Below are 15,593 nucleotides of genomic sequence, written 5' to 3' on the forward strand. Positions count from 1 at the left end.
CTCCTGCTCGTGGGTCAGCAGCGGCACCCGGCCGATATCCCGCAGATACGAGCGCACCAGGTCCGTTCCACCGGCCAAGGCGGTTTCTCGGTCCGCTGCAGCGGGTCGGCTCGAAGCGATTGCGACGACCACGGCTCGAAACGTGAACTGATGTAAAGCCTACCCTGAAGAAGTGTAAAGCGACTCTCAGGAAGCCAAATCCCTTAGCCAGAGGCGCGAGTCAGCAACCAGCTGGCGGTCTGCAGGTAGATGAAGACCCCCGCCACGTCGGTGGCTGTGGCGATAAACGGCGCCGACATGAGAGCCGGATCCAAGCCAAGGCTGTTGAACAACAGCGGCAACGCCGCTCCAGCGGTCGCCGCCAAGGTGGTGATCGCCACCAGGCTGATCCCAGCCGCCGAGGCCACGAGCCAGTTGCCGCCGCTCACATAGGCCGTCCAGGGCACCACCACCAGCACCATCAACAGACCCAGCAGGGCTCCGGCAATCGCTTCCCGGCCAATGGCCAAGGCAGGGCCCAGGCTTTGGATGCGCTGGGTGCTCAGGCCGCGGATGACCACCGTGGAGCTCTGAGCACCGACATTGCCCCCGGTGCCAATCAAGAGGGGAATGAAGGCCGCCAGGACCACCACCTGCTTGAGCACCCCATCCATCGAAGCGATCACCGCTGCGGTGCCGCTGTTGGCGATCAGCAGAACCAACAGCCAAACCACCCGGCGCCGGGCCACGCTGAAGAGGTTGCTCTGGAAATAGTCGTCCTCATCGCCGGCCTGCACGGCACCGGCGGCGTAGAGGTCCCGGGTGGCCTCCTGCTGGATCACGTCGATCACGTCATCGACGGTGACGATTCCCACCAGCCGCTCCTCGCGGTCAACAACCGGGACCGCCAAGAAGTCGTAGCGCTGAATCACCCGCGCCACCTCCTCTTGATCGGTGTCGGTTCCGACGCTCACCACCTCGCGGGTCATCACGTCGCCCACCCGCTGCTCTGGATCCGCCACCACCAAGTCCCGCAGGGACAAGATCCCGGTGAGGTGACGGGAGGCATCCGTCACGTAGAGGGCATAGATCGTCTCGGTGTCCCGGGCCCGGCGGCGCACGATCGTGAGCGCCTGGGCGACGCTGTGGAACTCCTTGAGGTCAATGAACTCAGTCGTCATCAGACGACCAGCGGTCTCGGGTTCGTAACCCAGGAGCTGGGCCGTCACCCGACGCTCCGCCGGACTGAGCTCCGCCAACAGGCGACGGACTACCTTCGCCGGCAACTCGTCGAACAGATCCACCCGGTCATCGGGGGACATCTCCTCCACCAGCTCCAGGACTTCACTGGAGCGCAAACGCTCGAGCAGGGTCTGCTGAACCGTGGGCTCGAGGTACTCGTAAACCGCGATCGCCTCGTCCTTGGGCAGGAGCCGAAAGGCCAGAGCCTGAAGCGTGCGCGGCAGACCGCCGATCGCTTCGGCGATATCCACCTCTTGCACGGGCTGCAGCAGCAGCTTCACCGCGTCGTAATTCCCTGCCTCCAGAAGCCCTCGCAGCTCCTGGATAAACACCTCTGGATTCATCGCTGCAGTAGACGCCTCACCCATGGCCCCTCAGCTGCAACACGCCGAGTTTATGGGGCAGGGCCGCTAGGGTCCGGCCTCCCCCGGATCAATTTCATGGCCATCAGCGTCAACGATGTTGTGGTGACCAACGGCAGTGGCGAGCAGCAACGCCTCGGCGACCTCAATGGTCAGGTCCTGCTGGCCGTCAACGTCGCCAGCCGTTGCGGTTTCACCCGCCAGTACGCTGGTCTGCAGGCCCTGCAAGAGAGCTATGGCAGCCAGGGGTTCAGCGTGATCGCGTTCCCCTGCAACGACTTCGGTGCCCAGGAGCCTGGGAGCCTTGATGAGATCAAGCAGTTCTGCTCGACCACCTACGGCGTGACCTTCCCCGTCTACGCCAAGGTGGCCATCGGCGAGGCCCCCTTCAGCACCCTCACGCAAGCTGAGCCCTCCGGTGCCGTGGCCTGGAACTTCGAGAAGTTCCTGATCGGCAAGGACGGCACGGTGCTCAAACGCTTCAAGAGCAACGTGGAGCCCGACTCAGCTGAGCTGAAAGGCGCGATCGAAGCCGCCCTCTCCTAGGCCTTCAAGACGCGGCGGCTGAGTTGCAAACCAGCCGCTGCAGACGCCACCCCCAACAACACACTCACGACAATCAGCAATAGACCTTCGGCGGGGTGACCGGCTTTCAGCAGCATGACTACCTCCAACATCCAGCTACTGAAAGTTGTTAGGCAGCCACAAAAGCCAATCCCCAACAGGGGCATCAATGTGGCTCGCCTAGGAATCGGACCCGCCAAAAAACCGAGTAGAAATGACCCAATCAAATTGACCAATAGATCGACCCAAGCGGGTCCTCCGAGCACAGGAGCGAGGTGGACCCTGGCCTGCCAGCGCAACACAGCACCTGGAACCGCCCCAATAGCCACCAGGGCCAATTCCCTAAGCGCAAATCGAAGACGGCTGGACCGCAAGGAATCAACCACCAACCCACATCCCTAACAACACAGCCGCAAGACCTACCAATACAGATCCGAATAGCAGCAACAACGCCTGCTGACGAGCACCAGAACACCAAGCCTGAAGCAGCTCTACACTGAAGGTAGAAAAGGTACTGAGACTCCCAAAGAAACCAGTACCCAGAAAAAGCATTAATCGATGGTTCGGCTCACGACCAGCAGAAATCAACGATGCAATCAGGCCCAAGCCAAATGCAGCCAGCGTGTTAACAAGAAATGTTCCCCAATGCTTTCTCGGAAGCATTGGCATTAGGTGGTTCACGATACGAAAACGCATCCAGGCTCCAACTACAGCTCCAAGCGCGACCAGAACAGCGTCACGAAGCATCGGATAGCCCCAATTTCAACAATGCCGCCATAGCCCGGAGCGCTTGAACATCCGAAAAACCTTGTTCCTTCAAAAAATCAAACGTAAAAGATTCCCGGCGGTCAATCCAAACATGAATGTCACTCAGACGACCCGATAAAGCCTGATCAAGCAATGCTTGATTCATTGGAATCTCAAACTGCTCCTTAGTTTGCCGCGTAGGCCTAATACAAATGTCTCGAAGCTCACCATAACCTGATGAAGAATAGTGATCAAAGATCGAACCGTAGGCAGGGGCAAACTCGGGCAAGGATCGAGTAGACGAAGCAGCTTCCAACGCAGCCTTTGAGCGCAATTCGGCCAACTGCTCCCAGAGCCGTCGATAGGAAGCAGCCACAACCTGAGCAGAGTAAAAACGCCGAACTCGATCGAGGGACTCACGAGCCATTGCAGTGCATCGATCAGGATTCATCATCAAGATCCTGAAGGAATCGAGATATGAACCATGGTCAACAACGACACCAAGACTACGCACACCTATCATTGAGTCATAATCGATGTCGCCCAAAAAGTATCGAGAATCGATATCATCACTTTTCGACTGATGCTTAAAAACATCGCAGGTGGAAATCAAAAAACCATTCCGACCATCATCTACCAAGTCTCGATAACCGCTCCAATCGGACACGACCAAGGGAAGCTCAGCCACCATTGCCTCTAATAAGGAGAGGCCAAACGTTTCCTGCAGATTGTCAGATGGAGAAGTAAACACATCAGCAGCGGCCAGAACCTGCCACTTCTCATCATCTGTAGCAGGCGTTAGACCACCAACAAGGCGAAAGTTGACTCTCGGAAAAGCTGTCCGCAGCTGATCGTACGAGTCAGCGATCCATGAATTAAAGATGTGACCACACTCTATTAGAACCACTTCTCGGGAGGCAGACTCCAAAGCCAGTGCATCCAGTGCACGATACAAACTGGATGGATGACATTTGCTATGGAAGCTAAGACGACCAATGAAAGCGACGACAAACGAATCGGCGTCAATCTGCAAAGCTTGGCGTGCATGCTTTCGCCGCGCCTCACGAGTCAGCTGAGGCTGGTAAGGCTGACTTGAATCAATGGGTAAAGGAATAATGGGCAGTTGAGGTAATCGCAGGGTTTCGCGATCTGGCTTGGGAACATTGAGCCTCGAGGCCATGACATCGACACGATGCTCGAAGGCCTTGGCCACAACATCACGCCCTGCGCGCGAAGTACACACAACTGCATCCCATGGATACAAAGGAGCAAGGGGGATATTGGCGAGACCACCAAGAGAACCCTCAGAACAGACTGTGTGAATGACGCCTGCAAGGGAAAACGACCATGGGTCGGCTGACTGACGAAGAGGCGTCCATCGGCCAATCAGTGGGTCTGGGACGTAAAGCGCTCCCACCTCAGCCAAGAGGTCAGGTCTGACTTGATCGCACAACCGAACCTTGGCCGCCGTTGGAATGACATTCGACAAGAGTTTTTTGATCGTCTCGCCAGAGCGATCTCCAGGAGAAAAAACAGTCAGCATCTCCCCTTCCTGGAGATCTCGAGCGAAGGACTGAGCCAGCTGTGCTCCAGCCACTCTTCGCCCAAGAACCTGATGGGTTGAAAGGTCGTAAGCGTCTTGTGGCAGGAAAAGAGAAGCCGGGTACTGATCCATTACGAGAGCAGTCGGATCCATCCGCGTGTTGGCCGCTCAATCTGGCCAACTGAAGACGTCCTGACCTGCAGCCACTGCTCTCCCGCTGACGTCACCCAGGCCCTCAAAACCTGGAGAGGCATACCCATCTCAACCATGTCCAGTTGCGGGGCTTCAAAACCCGGTGATGCTTGCAAAGTCAACCGTCCACCAGTCAATAAGGGTTCATTGACGCTGCGACGGCGGACTTCAGGCTGGCGACGATCTGCACCACCGGCAGGCAGACCAATAGGACCCAGCAGTGCAAACACGAGCAAAGCGGTCCACCGCATGCCCTCCCAAGGCCGGGCAGCCATCAGATGTCGAGCTGAGCAAGATCCAATTCAGCGCTGTGAGTTTCGATGAACTCGCGGCGAGGTGCGACCTTGTCACCCATCAGGATCGTGAAGATGCGATCGGCTTCGGCGGCGTCTGCGATCTCAACGCGCTTCATCATGCGGGTGGAGGGATCCATGGTGGTTTCCCACAGCTGCTTGGGCATCATTTCGCCCAAACCCTTGAAGCGCTGGATCGTGAAATTCGCCTTCTCGCCGAAGCCTTCGATCGTGGTTTTGAGGTCAGCTTCGTTGTAGCAATAGGTGTGGTTCTTGCCGCGCTCCACTTTGTAGAGCGGCGGACAAGCAATATAGATGTAGCCGCCTTCCACCAGCGACTTCTGGTACCGATAGAAGAAGGTGAGCAGCAGGGTTCGGATGTGGGCACCATCCACGTCGGCATCGGTCATGATCACGATCCGGTGGTAGCGGAGATTCTTGTCGTCAAATTCTTCGCCTTTGATACCTAAACCAAGGGCTGTGATGAGCGCCTGAATCTCCGTGTTCTTGTAGATCTTGGCGTCGTCGGTTTTTTCGATATTGAGGATCTTTCCCCGCAGCGGAAGGATGGCCTGAAAACGACGATCACGCCCTTGCTTGGCGGAGCCACCTGCAGAATCACCCTCAACGATGTAGATCTCGGACTCACCCGGGTCGCGGGAGGAGCAATCGGCCAACTTGCCCGGAAGGGTTGAGCTTTCAAGAACACTCTTACGGCGGACCAGCTCACGGGCCCGTCGAGCCGCCTCGGCGGCATTGAACGCCTGGATCGCCTTCTCGAGAATCAGGTCAATGACGGAAGGATTGAACTCGAGGTATTCGCCCAGGGCTTCACCCACCAAAGAGTCGACGATGCCGCGCACCTCAGTGTTACCGAGCTTGGTCTTGGTCTGACCCTCAAACTCCGGCTCGGGAACCTTGACCGACAACACAGCGGTCAAACCCTCCCGGATATTTTCACCGGCGAGGTTGGAGTCCGATTCCTTCCGCTTGCCGCGTTTTTTGGCAAAGGTGTTGAGTGTCCGAGTCAGGACTGTCTTAAGACCCTCAATGTGAGTGCCGCCATCTACGGTACGGATGTTGTTAGCGAAGCCAAAGATGTTATCGGAATAAGCGTCGACGCACCACTGCAGTGCGGCCTCGATTTGAACTCCGTCTTTTTCTGAGTTGACGTAGATAATGTCGGGGTGCAGAGCATCCTTCTCCGCATTCATGTAGGCGACATATTCTTTGATGCCGCCTTCGTAGTGATAAATCTCTTCGTGAGCCTCACCCTCTGCATTGCGCGCAGCAGGACGCTCATCGCGAAACACAATCTTGACCCCACCATTGAGGTAGGCCAGCTCCCTCAAGCGTGCTGAGAGAGTGTTGTAGTCGAACTCGATCCCAACAGTAAAGATTTCAAGATCCGGCTTGAAACGCACCGTGGTGCCTGTCCGGCTGGCATCCGCTGCGGGCTCAATCGCCAAAGTGCCAATCGGCGCACCTCGCTCAAAGCGTTGCCGGTGTTCCTTGCCCTGGCGATAAACGACAACCTCAACCCACTCGGAGAGAGCGTTAACCACGGACACACCAACGCCGTGGAGACCACCCGAAACCTTGTAGCCGCCGGCTCCAAACTTGCCACCGGCATGCAGCACCGTCAGAACGGTTTCGAGAGCACTCTTGCCGGTTTTCGGGTGGACATCAGTCGGAATGCCCCGACCGTTGTCACTGACGGAACAGCTGCCGTCCTCTTCGATCGCAACCCGGATCTCGTTGCAATGCCCCGCCAAGGCCTCGTCGACGGAGTTGTCGACCACCTCATAAACCAGGTGGTGCAAGCCCCTCGGCCCAGTCGAGCCGATGTACATGCCAGGGCGCTTACGGACCGGCTCCAACCCCTCCAGGACCTGGATCTGCTCGGCGCCGTAGGCAGCCTGAACTTTCGTGGCTTCGCTCATGGAATCCTGCAGGAGCTGAACCTCTCCCGCAGGAGGCTCGACAAGGGCAAAAAGCCGAGCAAAGACCAGCCTTTGAGGGTCAATCTACCACCGTTGCAGTAGAGGCGCTTGCAGGGCTCACTGAGGGGCAATTTCAGCAAGGGGGGCACCCCTCCATTTGCTGTCAACCGGCAAAGTGCGCTGATGAGTCCCTCCAGTCAGCCCCTCGTCATCGCCTTGATGGGGCCCACGGCCAGCGGCAAAACCGCCCTGGCCATCGAGATCGCCCAGGCCCTGGATCTCGCTGTCCTGTCAGTCGATTCCAGACAGCTCTACAAGGAGATGACGATCGGCACCGCCAAACCGACTGCCGAGCAGCGGGCCGCCGTTCGCCATGAGCTGTTGGACCTGCGGGCACCCGACCAACCGATCAACCTTCAGGAGTTCCGCCAGGAAGCCGATCAAGCGATCGAAGCGGAACACCAGCGGCGGGGGGTTGCTTTTCTCGTCGGGGGCAGCGGCCTCTACATCAAGGCCATCACCCAGGGGATGACTCCGCCAGCGGTCCCGCCGCAACCTCAATTGCGGGCAGACCTCGAGGGGCTGGGCCAAAGCCAGTGCTACGCCCTTCTGCGCCAAGCCGATCCAGACGCCGCTGATCGGATCATGGCCAATGACGCCGTGCGCACGCAGCGCGCCCTTGAGGTGCTCTATGCCACCGGTCGCCCCCTGAGTGCACAACAGGGCTCCAATCCACCACCCTGGCGGGTCCTGGAGCTGGGGCTTAACCCCAGCGACCTCAAGCAGCGCATTGCCCAGCGCAGCAGGGGGCTGTACGCCGATGGCTTGGTGACGGAAACCCAAGGGCTCCAGGAGCGTTATGGCAAGGACTGCCCCTTGCTGGACACGATTGGCTACGCCGAAGCTGCGGCTCTGCTCCGAGGGGAGCTGAACGAAGAGCAGGCCATTGAGCAGACGACCAAGCGCACCCAGCAGTTCGCCAAGCGTCAGAAGACCTGGTTTCGCCGCCAACACCAACCCCTTTGGCTGGATGCACCAGGCCAAGAGAGCAATCCACTGGTGCAGGCGTTGTCGGCGATCGAGCACGTCCTAGGGTGAACGATGAACAGCCACTGTTTTTCCGTCCTCTCGCCCGTCTGAATGCCACCCCGTCCTCGTTTTGACCGCCGTGCTCCTGTCCGGGAGCTCCCCAACATCAACGACCGCATCAGTTACCCCCAGCTCCGGGTGGTCGATGCCGACGGCAGTCAGCTTGGAGTGATCTCCAGGGAAGAAGCGCTCGACGTCGCCAAGGATCGTGAGCTGGACCTCGTCCTTGTGAGTGAAAAGGCTGACCCGCCGGTCTGCCGGATCATGGACTACGGCAAGTTCAAATTCGAGCAGGAGAAGAAGGCCAAAGAAGCCAAGAAAAAGTCGCACCAGACCGAAGTTAAAGAGGTCAAGATGCGCTACAAAATCGACCAGCACGACTACGACGTACGGCTCGGTCAGGCCTCTCGCTTCCTCAAAGCAGGCGACAAAGTCAAATGCACCGTGATCTTCCGCGGAAGGGAGATCCAGCACACTGCCTTGGCCGAACAACTCCTGCGCCGCATGGCCAAGGACCTAGAAGAAAAGGCCGAGATCCAGCAGGAGCCCAAGCGTGAGGGCCGGAACATGATCATGTTCCTCAGCCCTCGGAAAACACCGCTAGCCAAAGAGAAAGAGGCAGAGGCTGCAGCAAGCAAAGCGGTGCGCACGATCGAGACTCCTCGGCAAGCGGCCGCCAAAGCCGAGGGCTAAAGCGCCTCAGCGAAGAGCTCCAGCATCTGATTCCATCCTGAGGCAGCAGCCTCAGGATGGAAGTCCGCTCTGGCCTGGCACATGTACCCGTGACCTGCACCCGAGGCCAGAACAAAGCGATGGCGCTGGCCGGATGGATCGGCTGAGCGCAGTGCTTGATCAATGGCCTTGATCTCCTCAACGGACATCAAGGGATCTTGATCACCGCAGAAACACCAGAGTCGACCTGCAACCTCAGGTACGACAGACAGAGTTATCTCCTCACTCGCACCAGGCTTGAAGGACGAAACCCGAGCCCCATAGAAGTCACAGCTCGCTGCAATCGCCGGATTCGTGGCGGCCAGCATCGCCAGGTGACCACCAAAGCAAAAGCCAACGCAACCCAGCCGCAGCGACGGATGGGCCTGCTGGATCCAAGCCACGGCTGCCTGAACATCCGCCAAGAGCTGCTGAGCTGTCACCCGGTCGCGATGCTCGCGGCCGGCCGCCAACCCCGCCTCGTCGTAGCCCACATCCAAATCAGGGGCGGAACGGGAGAACGTGCTCAGGGCGAGGGCCGCATAGCCCTCCCGGCCAAGGCGCTCGGCCACGCTGCGGACCCAGCTGTTGACGCCAAATACCTCAGGCAAGACCAAGACGGCCCCCCTGGGCTCTTGAGGCAGAACCCACCAACACGGCATGGCCGTCGCTGTCACACCCGCTGTTGCTGGAACAGCGATCTCAACCCAGCTGGCCTCAATGGTCATCGCATTCGCGCTCTTGGAAACCGGCACAGGCTTTTATGCCAACAATGCAATTGTCACCGGGGACAAAGGTCCGTAAGGTGGCGCGAACAGGTTGTGCCACTCGGGCGTGCGGTTCCACATTCAGCAGGACAGCGATATCCCGGCCTCGAGCCAGCTGTACAACCAAATTTGCTTTGCAATTGCTGCGCGGCATTTCCCGCCCGGCCACCGACTACCCAGTACCCGCCAACTAGCGATGCAGACCGGCCTGCATCGCAACACCATCAGCAAGGTCTACCGGCAACTGGAAAACGACGGCGTGGTGGAAGCCATGGCCGGCTCGGGCATCTACGTCCGGGATCAACAGAACCCACGGGAAATCAAGCCGCCGCCAGGTCCCCGTGGACGGCACCTTCCTGATATCGATCGTGAGGTCAGGCAGAGCGTCGATGGCCTGCTGAACGCCGGCTGCACCCTGCAGCAGGCCCGGGAGCTCTTGACCCGTGAGATCGACTGGCGATTGCGCTGCGGCGCCCGGGTGCTGGTGAGCACCCCGCGGGAGGACATCGGCGCCTCGATGCTGATCTCCGAGGAGCTGACCCCCCACCTGGATGCCCCGGTCGAGGTCGTTCCGATGGAGGAACTGGAGGCGGTGCTCGAGAACTCCAGCAACGGCACCGTGGTCACCAGCCGCTACTTCCTCCAACCCGTGGAGGAGATCGCAAAACGCCATGGTGTGAGGGCCGTGCCCGTGGATCTCAATGACTTCCGCCATGAACTGGACCTGCTGAAGGACCTGCGCACCGGCAGCTGCGTGGGGCTGGTCAGCATCAGCCCGGGCATCCTGCGGGCCGCTGAAGTGATCCTGCACAGCATGCGAGGCAACGAACTGCTATTGATGACCGCGACCCCCGATGTCAGCAGTCGCCTGCTGGCTCTGCTGCGGGCCTCCAGCCATGTGCTCTGCGACCGCCCCAGTCTGCCGCTGGTCGAGCAAAGCCTGAGGCAAAACCGCGCCCAGCTCATGCGGATGCCGCAGGTGCACTGCGCCCAGAGCTACCTGGGCACGGCAACGATCGATCAGCTCCGCAAAGAAATCGGTCTGCTCTCTGCCTAGGCATCCCACGCCAAACTCTTGTGATGCTCAAAGCACTACGCGCCGATCTCGCGATCATCCGAGAGCGTGATCCGGCGGCTCGAGGCCCGCTGGAGATCCTTTGCTGCTACCCAGGCCTGCACGCACTGACGCTGCATCGCTTCAGCCATCGTCTCTGGACCATTCAGGGCCCCCTGCTGCCGCTGGCAGCTCGCGTTTTGAGTCAGGTCGGGCGTTGGTTAACGGGCATTGAAATCCACCCTGGCGCTCGGATCGGACGTGGGGTGTTCATTGACCACGGCATGGGGGTGGTCATTGGTGAAACCGCCGTCATTGGTGATCAGTGCCTCCTGTATCAAGGAGTCACCTTGGGAGGGACCGGCAAAGCCCATGGGAAGCGTCATCCCACCCTTGAGGACAACGTGGTTGTGGGCGCTGGGGCAAAGGTCCTTGGCGCCATCCAAGTGGGAGCTAACACTCGAATTGGCGCCGGTTCGGTGGTGGTGCGGGACGTCGCCCCTGACAGCACGGTGGTGGGGATTCCAGGGCGAGTCATTCACCAAAGCGGCGTCCGTATCGACCCCCTCGCCCATTCAGCCTTGCCCGATGCGGAAGCGCGAGTCATTCGAAACCTCATGGAGCGCATCGACGCGCTGGAAGGAGAGCTCGCAAGAACTCAAGCCTTCCTGAAGGCACTGGCCGCAGGAAGACCGGTGCTCGAACCCTGCCGGGGTGCGTCACAGAACCTCAGGGACCGAGAAATCCTCGAGTTTCTTGGCGAAGACTCCGACCAGATGGACTAATGGGAACTCCTACAGTATGCCAAGAATCGGATTGGAATATCAGCATGCTGCAAGCATCGATTCTGGTGGTCTCGCGCACACCTGAACTGGCAAACAGATTGATAGACAGTCTCAATGAAGCCTATAGCGGTGCTGACGATTCCATCGAGGTCCTGTTGTCCTGGAATGGAACCCAGGACGACGAGGCGATGATCAAAGCAGGACGGTTTGGCCAACAGATTGCCCAACGCGACCCCTATCACTTTGCAAGCAATATGAACAATTTAGCCAAGAAGGCTAAGGGTGAGTTTTTAGTCTTTGCGAATGACGATCTAATTGCTGATCCCGGCGCCATTGACGCAGCCATTGAACGCCTCAAATCAAGAGAAGACGTAGGCATTGTCGGCGCACAATTGCGCACAAGCACGGGCAGCCTTGCGCACGCCGGCATTCACTTCACAGCCTATGGATCCCCTTATCATCAACTTGAACATTTTGCGCCATTCGATCATGCAGCCAGCGCACGAGAACGGCTGGTTCCCGCCGTCACGGGCGCTTTCTTTGCGATGCGTCGCCTGGAGTTTCTCCAAATCGAGCTAACGGAAAGCTTCAATGTTTGCGGTGAGGACGTCTTACTGAGCCTGCAAACACGGGAGAGGCTCAACAAGCAGGTGCTCTATTGCCCGGCAATGAGCGGGATTCACGATGCCGAGTCAACCCGGAGCAAATTTGAACAGCAGCAGGAAAACGCGGATGACATGAAGAGGATGCGTACGAGCTGGCTCGAGATGATCCAGCGAGCCGATAAAGCGGATGTCCTGATCGAACTGAATGCAGCCCAAGTCGAGGCGGAGGACCTACGCGGCCTCTGCTCAGAGGCAATCACAAGTTGCCATAAGTTAGCCCTGGAGATCGAGTCTCAAACCCTGCATCAAGCACATTTGACGAAGGAGCATCTGGAGAGCTCTCTGCTCCAAGCAGAAAACAGACGCCTGCGAGCCAGGGTGCAGCAGCTTGAGAACCTGGCCAGAGAGCAACGCTCGCCGGATCGAGCCTAGGCCTCCCCAGACGAAGCAGGCTGGAACATGAACATCGAATAGATGACGTTGCGGCGCATGCCGGTCATCATCTCGAGGAACATGTCGTAGCCCTCATTCTTGTACTCGATCAGCGGGTCCTTCTGACCGATGGCCCGCAGGCCGACAGACTCCCGCAGAGCATCCATCGCCTGGAGATGTTCACGCCAAAGGGTATCGATCTGCTGAAGGATGAAGAAGCGCTCGGCCTCACGCATTAGGCCCGGACGCTGCTGCTCGACCTGGCCCTCTTTGATGTCGTAGGCGTTGCGCAGTTGCTCCTGCAGGAAGGCCTTGAGCTCATCAACGGAGAGTCCACTGAGCTGTTCAGGCTTGAGGTCCTCCAGCAAATAGACGAACTCCTGGACTTTGGCCACCAAGCGAACCAGATCCCACTCCTCGGGCGGGAGATCAGGGTTGACGTAAGCATCAACGATGTCCTGCATCGTGCGCTCGCCGTAGCCAACCACCTGCGCCTTGAGCTCCCGTCCCTCGAGCACACGACGGCGCTCGGCATAGACGGCCTTGCGCTGGTTGTTCATCACCTCGTCGTACTCAAAGACCTGCTTACGGATGTCGTAGTAATAGGTCTCGACCTTTTTCTGAGCCCCTTCCAGCGAACGCGTGAGCATGCCGGATTCGATCGGCATGTCCTCCTCGACGCGGAAGGCATTCATCAGGCCAGCGACCCGGTCGCCGCCAAAGATGCGCAGCAGGTTGTCTTCCAAGGACAGGAAGAATCGGGTACTGCCCGGGTCGCCCTGACGGCCAGCCCGGCCCCGCAGCTGGTTATCAACCCGGCGGGACTCATGGCGCTCAGTGCCGATGACATGCAAACCACCGGCCTCCCGAACGACAGAATCTTCCGACTTGGTCACCACCTCAAATTCACTGCGAACACGTTTGATCATGTCCCGCAGCTGCAGGATCTGGGCGTCCTCTGTCGGGGCCTTTTCTGCCGCCTGGGCGATGCGGTCTTCCAGTTCCAGAACGCTGAGCTGACGATCCCCCCAGGCCTTGACCAGATCCTGGGCCAAACCGGAGAGGGCCTGGTCCGTGCCAACTGTGAGCCTGCAGGGATAGAGGGTACCGATCGCCTTGGCTTCCGAGGGAGCCTTGGCTAATTCAGTCGCTGACGCAGCACCAAAACCAGGGGCGGCCTCCGGTGCTCGCTGCAGGGGAACCGGAGGCTTGTGGTCATCTTCCGGGCGCACCAGCCTGGGCAACAGCACCTCGCGCAGCTTCAGGCGCGCCATGTAGTCGGCATTGCCGCCGAGAATGATGTCGGTGCCACGGCCGGCCATGTTCGTGGCAATGGTCACAGCGCCAGTGCGGCCGGCCTGCGCCACGATTTCCGCCTCGCGCTCGACGTTCTCAGGCTTGGCGTTCAGCAGGTTGTGGGGAATCTGTTGCTCCGCCAGCAGGGTGCTGAGCAGCTCCGACTTCTCAACGCTGGTGGTGCCCACCAGCACCGGCCGACCCTGCTTGTGCACTTCGGCGGTCTCGAGCGCCACGGCCCGCCACTTCGCCGTTTCGTTCTTGTAGACCTGGTCCGTCCAGTCCTGACGCGCCCGGGTGCGGTTGGTGGGAACGATCGTGACCTCGAGTTTGTAGGTCTTCTCGAATTCCACCTCTTCCGTTTTGGCGGTGCCGGTCATGCCCGCCAAGCGGGGATAGAGCAGGAAGAAGTTCTGGTAGGTAATCGAGGCAAGGGTTTGAGTCTCCGGCTGAATCGGCAGACCTTCCTTGGCTTCAATCGCTTGGTGCTGACCATCGCTCCAGCGGCGCCCGGGCATCACCCGGCCGGTGAACTCATCGACGATCACGGCGTCATCACCACGAACGATGTAGTTCACGTCCTTGATGAACATCTCCTTCGCCTTGAGGGCGTTGTTGATGTAGTGCGCCCAAGGATCCTGGGGATCGAACAGATCAGCCACGCCCAGAAGTTGCTCCGCTTTGGCGTAGCCCTCATCGGTCAGGGTGCAGCTGCGCTGCTTCTCATCGACCTCGTAGTCACCCTCAGGGTCGATGCCGTCCTTGCCCATCTCCGCAGCGCGCACCAATTGGGCCGCCACCTCCGACGCCTGCTGATACTTCTCCTGGGGACGCTCCACCTGACCGGAAATGATCAAGGGTGTGCGCGCCTCATCGATCAAGATCGAATCCACCTCGTCGATGACGCAGTAGTGGAAGTCGCGCTGCACCACCTCGGCGATGTCATTCGCCATGTTGTCACGCAGGTAGTCGAACCCCAGCTCAGAGTTCGTGGCGTAGGTGATGTCACAGCCGTAGTTCAGGCGCCGGCTGGAGGGATCCATGTCCTGCTGGATCAGACCCACCGACAGCCCCAGAAAGCGGTGGACCTGGCCCATCCACTCCGCGTCCCGGCGTGCCAGATAGTCATTCACGGTCACCACATGAACGCCACGGCCCGTTAAGGCGTTGAGGTAGCTGGGCAGCGTGGAGACGAGTGTTTTGCCCTCCCCGGTTTTCATCTCGGCGATCTGGCCGTCGTGCAGGATCATCCCGCCGAGGAGCTGGACATCGAAGTGGCGCATGCCGAGCACGCGTTTGCCGGCTTCGCGAACCACAGCGAAGGCCTGGGGCAACAACTCATCCAGCAGCTTTCGCTCGCGCTCGAGGCTGGCTTCGCGGCTGAGGCCCCGCTGGAGGCAATCGTCCTGGAGGCTGCTGAGCTTCTGCCGGAATTCCGAAGTCAAGCCGCGCAGCTCATCGTCGGAGAGGGGGGCGACCTCCTCCTCGAGCAGATTGATGTCGGACACAATCGGCTGGTAGCGCTTCAGCTTGCGGGCATTGGGATCACCCAGCAGCAGCTTGAGCATGGAGAGGGCCGATTGAGCTCACGGCAGCCTACTGAGGCTCGTTTCTGAGCCTGAGGGGGGAAGACCGAAATGGGCGGGTCTGCACCCCTTAATCCAGGTGAAACAGAGACGAGCGTCTCGCTCGTGATCAAAGCAGGGACCAGGCCCACTTGAGGGGAATCACTAACACCTCTGGACGAGTAGGAACCGGAGGAGAGTGAAGGTGGTCGACAATCTGCTGTTGATTTGAAGCAGAAGAAGTTTGTTGTTGATACGACAACAATTAAGCGGATGAAGAGATTCGAACTCTCGACCCTCTCCTTGGCAAGGAGATGCTCTACCACTGAGCTACATCCGCAGCGGCTTGTGGGCAGCTGGCCGGAACCTCCGGCTCTGAAAGCATGCACTATCGCCGGCCCCAGGGTCAAGCCCGGCACTGAAA

14 protein-coding genes and 1 tRNA gene are annotated in these 15,593 nt (G+C 59.2%); 6 read left to right on the forward strand and 9 right to left on the reverse strand.

Annotated features, from left to right (window positions below):
* A partial coding sequence (locus ACXIQ9_RS04085) for a sigma-70 factor domain-containing protein (protein WP_459016085.1) occupies positions 1-120 on the reverse strand: 120 nt, incomplete at its 3' end.
* A gap of 83 nt (positions 121-203) precedes the next feature.
* The gene (mgtE, locus tag ACXIQ9_RS04090; protein WP_296416638.1) at positions 204-1,589 is read right to left on the reverse strand and encodes a magnesium transporter; all 1,386 of its coding nucleotides are present in this window, start codon (positions 1,587-1,589) and stop codon (positions 204-206) included.
* Positions 1,590-1,661: 72 nt separating this feature from the next.
* Here mgtE and ACXIQ9_RS04095 point away from each other — a divergent pair, with 72 nt between their 5' ends.
* Positions 1,662-2,129, forward strand: a complete 468-nt coding sequence (locus ACXIQ9_RS04095) for a glutathione peroxidase (RefSeq protein WP_459015817.1) — start codon at positions 1,662-1,664, stop codon at positions 2,127-2,129.
* Here ACXIQ9_RS04095 and ACXIQ9_RS04100 read toward each other — a convergent pair.
* From ACXIQ9_RS04100 to gyrB, 4 genes are all read right to left on the reverse strand, one after another.
* Positions 2,126-2,521: a FluC/FEX family fluoride channel gene (locus tag ACXIQ9_RS04100; RefSeq protein ID WP_459015818.1), complete on the reverse strand. Its 396-nt coding sequence runs from the start codon at positions 2,519-2,521 to the stop codon at positions 2,126-2,128. The genes ACXIQ9_RS04095 and ACXIQ9_RS04100 overlap by 4 nt on opposite strands.
* Before the next feature lie 4 nt (positions 2,522-2,525).
* Positions 2,526-2,894 (reverse strand): fluoride efflux transporter FluC, encoded by a 369-nt coding sequence (locus ACXIQ9_RS04105; RefSeq protein ID WP_459015819.1) that lies wholly within the window; start codon positions 2,892-2,894, stop codon positions 2,526-2,528.
* Positions 2,884-4,569 carry a glycosyltransferase family 4 protein gene (locus ACXIQ9_RS04110; RefSeq protein WP_459015820.1) on the reverse strand — a complete coding sequence of 562 codons (1,686 nt, stop codon included), beginning with the start codon at positions 4,567-4,569 and terminating at the stop codon, positions 2,884-2,886. Before ACXIQ9_RS04110 ends, ACXIQ9_RS04105 begins: the two co-directional genes overlap by 11 nt.
* 334 nt (positions 4,570-4,903) lie before the next feature.
* Positions 4,904-6,865 (reverse strand): DNA topoisomerase (ATP-hydrolyzing) subunit B, encoded by a 1,962-nt coding sequence (gene gyrB / locus ACXIQ9_RS04115; protein ID WP_247476534.1) that lies wholly within the window; start codon positions 6,863-6,865, stop codon positions 4,904-4,906.
* Positions 6,866-7,048: 183 nt separating this feature from the next.
* Between gyrB and miaA the strand changes: the two genes are divergently transcribed.
* Both miaA and infC read left to right on the forward strand, forming a co-directional pair.
* Positions 7,049-7,963 (forward strand): tRNA (adenosine(37)-N6)-dimethylallyltransferase MiaA, encoded by a 915-nt coding sequence (miaA, locus tag ACXIQ9_RS04120; protein WP_459015821.1) that lies wholly within the window; start codon positions 7,049-7,051, stop codon positions 7,961-7,963.
* Between the two features lie 42 nt (positions 7,964-8,005).
* Complete coding sequence (gene infC / locus ACXIQ9_RS04125) at positions 8,006-8,647, forward strand: translation initiation factor IF-3 (protein WP_459015822.1); 642 nt, start codon at positions 8,006-8,008, stop codon at positions 8,645-8,647.
* Here infC and ACXIQ9_RS04130 read toward each other — a convergent pair.
* On the reverse strand, positions 8,644-9,393 hold the full coding sequence (locus ACXIQ9_RS04130; protein ID WP_459015823.1) for a dienelactone hydrolase family protein: 750 nt from the start codon (positions 9,391-9,393) through the stop codon (positions 8,644-8,646). The genes infC and ACXIQ9_RS04130 overlap by 4 nt on opposite strands.
* Positions 9,394-9,499: 106 nt before the next feature.
* On the opposite strand from ACXIQ9_RS04130, the gene ACXIQ9_RS04135 reads away from it, so the two are divergent.
* Genes ACXIQ9_RS04135 through ACXIQ9_RS04145 form a run of 3 tightly spaced genes read left to right on the forward strand, consistent with a single transcriptional unit; the run spans position 9,500 to position 12,308 of the window.
* Entirely contained in the window at positions 9,500-10,489 is a 990-nt protein-coding gene (locus tag ACXIQ9_RS04135; RefSeq protein WP_459015824.1) for a GntR family transcriptional regulator, read from the forward strand.
* 23 nt (positions 10,490-10,512) lie between these two features.
* Entirely contained in the window at positions 10,513-11,271 is a 759-nt protein-coding gene (gene cysE / locus ACXIQ9_RS04140) for a serine O-acetyltransferase (protein ID WP_459015825.1), read from the forward strand.
* 44 nt (positions 11,272-11,315) lie between these two features.
* On the forward strand, positions 11,316-12,308 hold the full coding sequence (locus ACXIQ9_RS04145) for a glycosyltransferase (RefSeq protein ID WP_459015826.1): 993 nt from the start codon (positions 11,316-11,318) through the stop codon (positions 12,306-12,308).
* Here the strand turns inward: ACXIQ9_RS04145 and secA are convergent.
* Together secA and ACXIQ9_RS04155 are read right to left on the reverse strand one after the other, a co-directional pair.
* Entirely contained in the window at positions 12,305-15,172 is a 2,868-nt protein-coding gene (secA, locus tag ACXIQ9_RS04150) for a preprotein translocase subunit SecA (RefSeq protein WP_459015827.1), read from the reverse strand. The genes ACXIQ9_RS04145 and secA overlap by 4 nt on opposite strands.
* Positions 15,173-15,437: 265 nt before the next feature.
* A tRNA-Gly gene (locus tag ACXIQ9_RS04155) sits at positions 15,438-15,509 on the reverse strand.
* Positions 15,510-15,593 lie beyond the last annotated feature (84 nt).

It is taken from the genome of Synechococcus sp. LTW-G (genome assembly GCF_054459035.1).

Bases quoted from the DNA above. Each gene is read 5' to 3' on its own strand.
- miaA (WP_459015821.1), top strand. From the start codon at position 7,049: ATGAGTCCCTCCAGTCAGCCCCTCGTCATCGCCTTGATGGGGCCCACG.
- ACXIQ9_RS04130 (WP_459015823.1), bottom strand. From the start codon at position 9,393: ATGACCATTGAGGCCAGCTGGGTTGAGATCGCTGTTCCAGCAACAGCG.
- infC (WP_459015822.1), top strand. From the start codon at position 8,006: ATGCCACCCCGTCCTCGTTTTGACCGCCGTGCTCCTGTCCGGGAGCTC.
- mgtE (WP_296416638.1), bottom strand. From the start codon at position 1,589: ATGGGTGAGGCGTCTACTGCAGCGATGAATCCAGAGGTGTTTATCCAG.
- cysE (WP_459015825.1), top strand. From the start codon at position 10,513: ATGCTCAAAGCACTACGCGCCGATCTCGCGATCATCCGAGAGCGTGAT.
- ACXIQ9_RS04105 (WP_459015819.1), bottom strand. From the start codon at position 2,894: ATGCTTCGTGACGCTGTTCTGGTCGCGCTTGGAGCTGTAGTTGGAGCC.
- ACXIQ9_RS04095 (WP_459015817.1), top strand. From the start codon at position 1,662: ATGGCCATCAGCGTCAACGATGTTGTGGTGACCAACGGCAGTGGCGAG.
- ACXIQ9_RS04145 (WP_459015826.1), top strand. From the start codon at position 11,316: ATGCTGCAAGCATCGATTCTGGTGGTCTCGCGCACACCTGAACTGGCA.
- secA (WP_459015827.1), bottom strand. From the start codon at position 15,172: ATGCTCAAGCTGCTGCTGGGTGATCCCAATGCCCGCAAGCTGAAGCGC.
- ACXIQ9_RS04110 (WP_459015820.1), bottom strand. From the start codon at position 4,569: ATGGATCAGTACCCGGCTTCTCTTTTCCTGCCACAAGACGCTTACGAC.
- gyrB (WP_247476534.1), bottom strand. From the start codon at position 6,865: ATGAGCGAAGCCACGAAAGTTCAGGCTGCCTACGGCGCCGAGCAGATC.